The following is a 5,149-nucleotide window of genomic DNA, read 5'->3' as shown; positions in this document are numbered from 1 at the left end:
GTATCGTCACCCATGACCCCCTCCGATCCGCACCATCCTACCACCCGCACCCTGGGGTAGTCAGTCCGTCGCCGGCCGGGCGGCGCCGGCCCGGTCGAGCCACCCGCAACGACGCTTTTGCTCGGCGTCACACCGTCAGCGCGATCGTGAGGGCGCCCGCGCCCACCATCACCGCCGCCCACAGCCGGTCGACGTTGAACCATGCTCGGCGCAGCACCCCGACGCCGACGAACCTGTAGACGATCAGGGCGGCCGTACCCATCACCGTCAGCATCGAGATCGTGTGCACGCCGGCCGCGGCCAGCCCGGTGAGCGCGCTCACCGCCGGCGCCGCCATGTGGTGGTCCATGGCGCCGGCGGGCATGGGCTCGGTGGCCAGCACCGGGAGCAGCATCAGGCCCGCGCCGTGCGCGCTGGAGACCAGGAACGACCAGCCGGCCAGCTGCGCCGATGAGAGCCGCATCCCGGCCCACCGGAAGTGCCGCTCGGAGAGCAGCCGCCACAGGCCGTAGCCGACCAGCACGACGCCGCCGACGATCCCGACGATGTTCGCGGCCACCACCGACCGTGTCGCCGAGACGATCGCGGCGACGATCGCCACCGAGGCGAGGTGGCCAACGGCGATCGGCGGCAGCGAGCGCAGCACCACCCGGGCGCTGCGCTCCTGCATGCCGCGGGCGACCGCGAAGAGCCAGCCCATGGCCGGGTTCAGCCCGTGGAAGGCGCCGAGCCCGGCCAGGGCCAGGTATTGGCCAAGGGTCACGTCAGGTCTGGTTCGGGAAGCAGTACGAGTCCGACGACGCGTCGCCGCCCTGCAGCCGCGTCTGGTGGACCCGCAGGCCGCGGAACTCGTCGCCGTGCGGGAAGAATGCCGGGTCGAGGGTGATCCCGCCGTTCTCGGTGTCGACGTCGATCTTCGCCAGCCAGGCGCCCACGCCGTCGGGGTAGAACTGGTCGTCCCAGGCGCCGTAGAGCGAGTTGGACACGTACACCCGCTTGCCGTCGCGGGAGACCTCGACCATCTGCGGGCCGCCGGCCAGCCGCTCGTCCGGGAACGACGGGTGCGCGACGCGGCCGACCACACCGCCGAGCCGGACGGAACCCGTCTCGACCGGGTGGAACGGGTCGCTGACGTCGAACTGCTTCAGCTCGCCGGTGCCCCAGCAGGAGACGTAGAGGAACCTGTCATCGACCGAGAGGTCGATGTCGGTGACCAGCGGCGGGACGGCGCCGAAGGGTTGCAGCGCGGGCGGCAGGGCGGCGGCGTCGGCCGGCTTGGCCGGAATGTCGATCACCTTCGTGACCGCGAATTCATGGCCCTGCCGATGCCATACCCAGACAGACGCGGAGAGGTCCTCGACGCTGGTGACGACGCCGACGAAGCCGTACTCCTTGCTCGGGTCGTGCGCCGGGCGCAGCTCGAGCGTCATCTGGTACTGGTCGCCCAGGTCGACGGTCTGCGTCAGGGTGCGCTTGGCCAGATCCCAGAAGTGCAGCCGGTGCCCGTACTTGCGGCCGATGAGCAGCTCCGGCACCAGGCCGTCCTCGATCATGGACGGCGTGGCCCACTCCGAGGAGACCAGCACGTCGCGGGTCAGGTGCCACCAGAAGTCGTACGCCAGGTACTGGTCGCCGCGGTCCCGCTCCCACTGCCCGCGTACCTCGAACGTGGTGTGGTCGAGCACCGCGATGCCGCCGGGGCCCTCGGCCGAGCCGCCGCCCAGCGCCGAGACGTAGATGCCGTCCGGGCCGCAGTGAACGGTGTGCGGGCGCGAGTAGTCCGCCTTCTCGGCGAGCTCCTCGGCCGAGATCTCCTTGACGATCGCCGGGTTGCGCGGATCGTCCTTGGTGTCCAGGACGTAGATCCGCGACGAGCGCAGGCCCGGCACGATCAGGTAGCGCCGCTCGACGTGCGGGTGCGGCGCGGTCGGGCAGAGCGCGCTGCTGCACGCGTTCCAGCCGAAGTGGTGCAGCTCGTCGCCGGTGTGCGGCAGGTCGGTCCAGCCGACGACCTTGCCGTAGGTGCCGGACTCCGGGTCGGTGTCGAGCACGACGATCGCGTCGGGTTTCTCGGCGGCGCGGTCGAAGGCGGCGACGTACGCGAGCTTCTCGGCGGGCGCGGTGGCCGCGTCCTGCGGGGAGGCATAGAACGAAGGATCGGGAGTCCACCTGGTCATGGCCTCATCCTGTCCCCGTCTCCGCCGGATGACCAGGGGTGAGATCTTTAACAGGTCGTCAACTACCGTGCATCAAGTGGCAGCCTGACCAGCACCGTTGTGCCCGGTCCCTCATGGTCGGACAGCTCGATCGTGCCGTGGTGGCGGTGCACGACGGCCCGGCTGAGCGCCAGCCCCAGACCCGTTCCGGGGATCGCCCGGTCGCGCACCATGCTGCTGCGGTAGAGCCGGGTGAACAGCTTCTCCCGCTCGTCCGGCGCGACCCCGATGCCGGTGTCCGACACCGACAGCTCGGCCGCCCGGCCCGCCGAGGTCAGCCGCACCGAGATCCGGCCGCCGTCCGGGCTGTACTTCACCGCGTTGCCCAGCAGGTTGTCCACGATCTGCTGCAGGCGCCGCCGGTCGCCGGGCAGCATCAGCTCGTCCGGCAGGTCGGCGGTCAGCTCCAGCGGTGAGCCGTCGATCGCCTCGGCGGTGCGCCGCACCGACTGGCGGACCACGTCGGCCAGGTCGACCGGCGCCATGGTCATCGCCGCGTGCCCGGTGTCCAGAGCGGACAGTTCGAGCAGCTCGTCGATGATGTGCCGCAGCTTCGCGGTGTTCCGGTCGATCACCTCGAGAAGCGCCGGGCCGTCCGTCGCGAGGGCGTCGGGGCCGAGCTCACCCAGGATTTCCGTGTACGCGCTGATCGACGTGAGCGGTGTTCGCAGCTCGTGGCCGATCAGCGCCAGATACTCGTTCTTGCTCCGGGCCAGTTGCCGCTGCAGGTCGTCGACCAGCCGCCGGTCCAGGAACTGACCGAGCAGCGCGGCCACCCCGGAGAGCAACGCGAGCAACTCGTCCTCGGGATCCTCGATGGTGTCCGCGAAGACGCACAGCACGCCCAGCGGCTCCAACCCGTGGCGCACCGGGAGGGCGAGCGCGGTGTGCAGCCGGGAGGTCGCCGCGGTCTCCTGCGAGATCAGGCTCTGCGGCCGGCCCACGTCGCGGATCCACAGCGGCTTGCCGACCTGCCAGACCCGCCCGGCGAGGCCCTGCCCGTACGGCAGCTCGGACGGCGTGTCGATGTCGTCGGCCCAGCCGGGCGCGCTCCACCGGGCGGCCGGCCGCGCCACCCCGGCGGCGTCGTCCACCAGCCACAGCTCGGCGTGCGCCCAGTCCAGGGTGCTGACCACCGCTTCGAGCACCCGTGGCGCGGCCGCCTCGATGCCGCGTGCCTCGGCCAGCGCCGTGGTGACCCGCAGCTCGCAGGTGCGGAAGCGCTCGGCCCGCCGGCGCCGGGTCACGTCCTGCACGGCCTGCACCGCGCCGGTCACCCGCCCGTCCGGCCCGGTGATCGGCTGCGCGTCGACCAGGTAGTAGCGGGTCGACCGGGCGCGTCCCTCGAAGGCCAGCTCCTCGTTGCGCAGGTGCTCGCCGTGCAGCGCCCGGAACAGCGGCAGGTCGCCGCAGCCGATCGGCTTGCCGTGCCCGTCGGTGAGCCCTTCGACGGCCTCGGCGTCCCGGACCGCGGCGGTGGCCCGCTCGCCCGCCCACATCTCCCGCATCCGGGCGTTGGCCAGCACCACCCGCCCGTCCGCGTCGCAGGCGGTCACCCCGTCGTGCAGGCTGTCCAGCACGGTGTCGAGGAAGCGGCGCTGCCGGTCCACCTCGTGCCGGGCCCGCTGCTCGGCGATCACCAGGGTGCTCACCTGGGCGGCGGCGGCGACCGCGGCGATCTGCTCGGGGGTCCAGCTGCGCGGTGCCGTGTCGTACGCGCAGGAGAGCCCGACGATCTCGCCGGTCTCGTCGCGGATCGGGTGGCCGAGGAAGGCGCCCGGCACGGCGCGCAGCGGCGAATCGGCCGGGAGCCGGGGCTCGGTCGCGAGATCCGTCACCACCAGCGGCTGCCCGCCGGTCAGGACCACCTCGGCCAGGCTGCCCTTGATCGGCCGGTCGGCCGCATCCTCCCGCAGGCCGGGCAGGCCGTACGCCCCCGCGAGGCAGAGACGGTCCCCACCCTCGATGAAATAGATCAGGCCGGAGGGCGCCCGCGCCGCGCGCGCCACCAGTTCGGCGATCTTGTCGGCCGCGCCGCTGGTGAGCAGGCCGTCAGACGGCCGGGGAACGGGCAGGCCGGGTTCCGCCGCCGTCTCGACGGCGCCACCGGGTTCATCTAGCCGCATTGACCGACCTCCGCCCTTCAGACTAAGGCGGAGAAATCGGCGAATCCTGGTCTCCGGCAAATGCAACACGGCGGAAGACCAGGTCGGTTATGGGCCGCCCGGCCGCGACGCCCCGGCGCTCGAACTTCGTCTCGGGCCGCCGGCTGATCCCGGTCCTGCGGAGGAAGGGATCCGCTTCGAGCGTCGCGCTCATCGCCTCGGCGTACCCGGGCCAGTCGGTCGCGCAGTGCAGCACGCCGCCCACCCGCAACACGCGGCGCAGCAGCGCCACGTTCCCCGGCTGGATCAGCCGCCGCTTGCGGTGCTTCAGCTTCGGCCAGGGATCGGGGAAGAAGACGTGGATCGCGTCCAGGCTCTCGGCGGGCAGGCGGTGCACCAGTTCCATGGCGTCGCCGTGCGCGACCCGGAGGTTGGTCAGGCCGAGCTCGCCGGCCAGCGCCAGCAGGTTGCCGATGCCCGGGGTGTGCACCTCGGCCGCCAGGTAGTTCCGGCCCGGGTCCGCGGCGGCCATCGCGGCGGTCGCGTCGCCCATCCCGAAGCCGATCTCCAGCACCGTGGGCGCGTCCCGGCCGAAGAGCTCGGCCGGGTCGACCGGGGTCCGGTCGCCGTCCCGCACGGTCAGGCCGTACACCGGCCACAGCTCGGCCAGGGCGTCCTCGTGCCGTTTGCTCATCCGCCCGCGCCGCGGGTGGAAGGTGCGCACCGGCCGTTCGTTCGCAGTGTTCATCGCGCGGCCCATTCTGCCTCGGCCGACGGAGGAGACCGCGGCGCACGCGGCGGCGCCGGCCGGGGATGTCCCCGACCGGC

General features: G+C 72.5%; 4 protein-coding genes. All 4 read right to left on the bottom strand.

What is annotated here, in order from left to right:
- Window positions 1–127 precede the first annotated feature (127 nt).
- Window positions 128–763 (bottom strand): hypothetical protein, encoded by a 636-nt coding sequence (locus tag AB0M20_RS26375; protein WP_364302596.1) that lies wholly within the window; start codon window positions 761–763, stop codon window positions 128–130.
- A gap of 1 nt (window position 764) precedes the next feature.
- A complete protein-coding gene (locus tag AB0M20_RS26370; RefSeq protein ID WP_364302594.1) occupies window positions 765–2,177 on the bottom strand; it encodes a selenium-binding protein SBP56-related protein in 1,413 nt (470 codons plus the stop codon).
- Window positions 2,178–2,239: 62 nt separating this feature from the next.
- Complete coding sequence (locus AB0M20_RS26365) at window positions 2,240–4,342, bottom strand: ATP-binding protein (RefSeq protein ID WP_364302592.1); 2,103 nt, start codon at window positions 4,340–4,342, stop codon at window positions 2,240–2,242.
- Between the two features lie 22 nt (window positions 4,343–4,364).
- A complete protein-coding gene (trmB, locus tag AB0M20_RS26360) occupies window positions 4,365–5,069 on the bottom strand; it encodes a tRNA (guanosine(46)-N7)-methyltransferase TrmB (protein WP_364302589.1) in 705 nt (234 codons plus the stop codon).
- Window positions 5,070–5,149: the final 80 nt, after the last annotated feature.

This window comes from Actinoplanes sp. NPDC051633 (assembly GCF_040681735.1).
GTDB lineage: Bacteria > Actinomycetota > Actinomycetes > Mycobacteriales > Micromonosporaceae > Actinoplanes.
The sequence above is the reverse complement of the archived record's forward strand: the minus strand, read 5'-3'. Positions and strand labels throughout refer to the sequence as shown.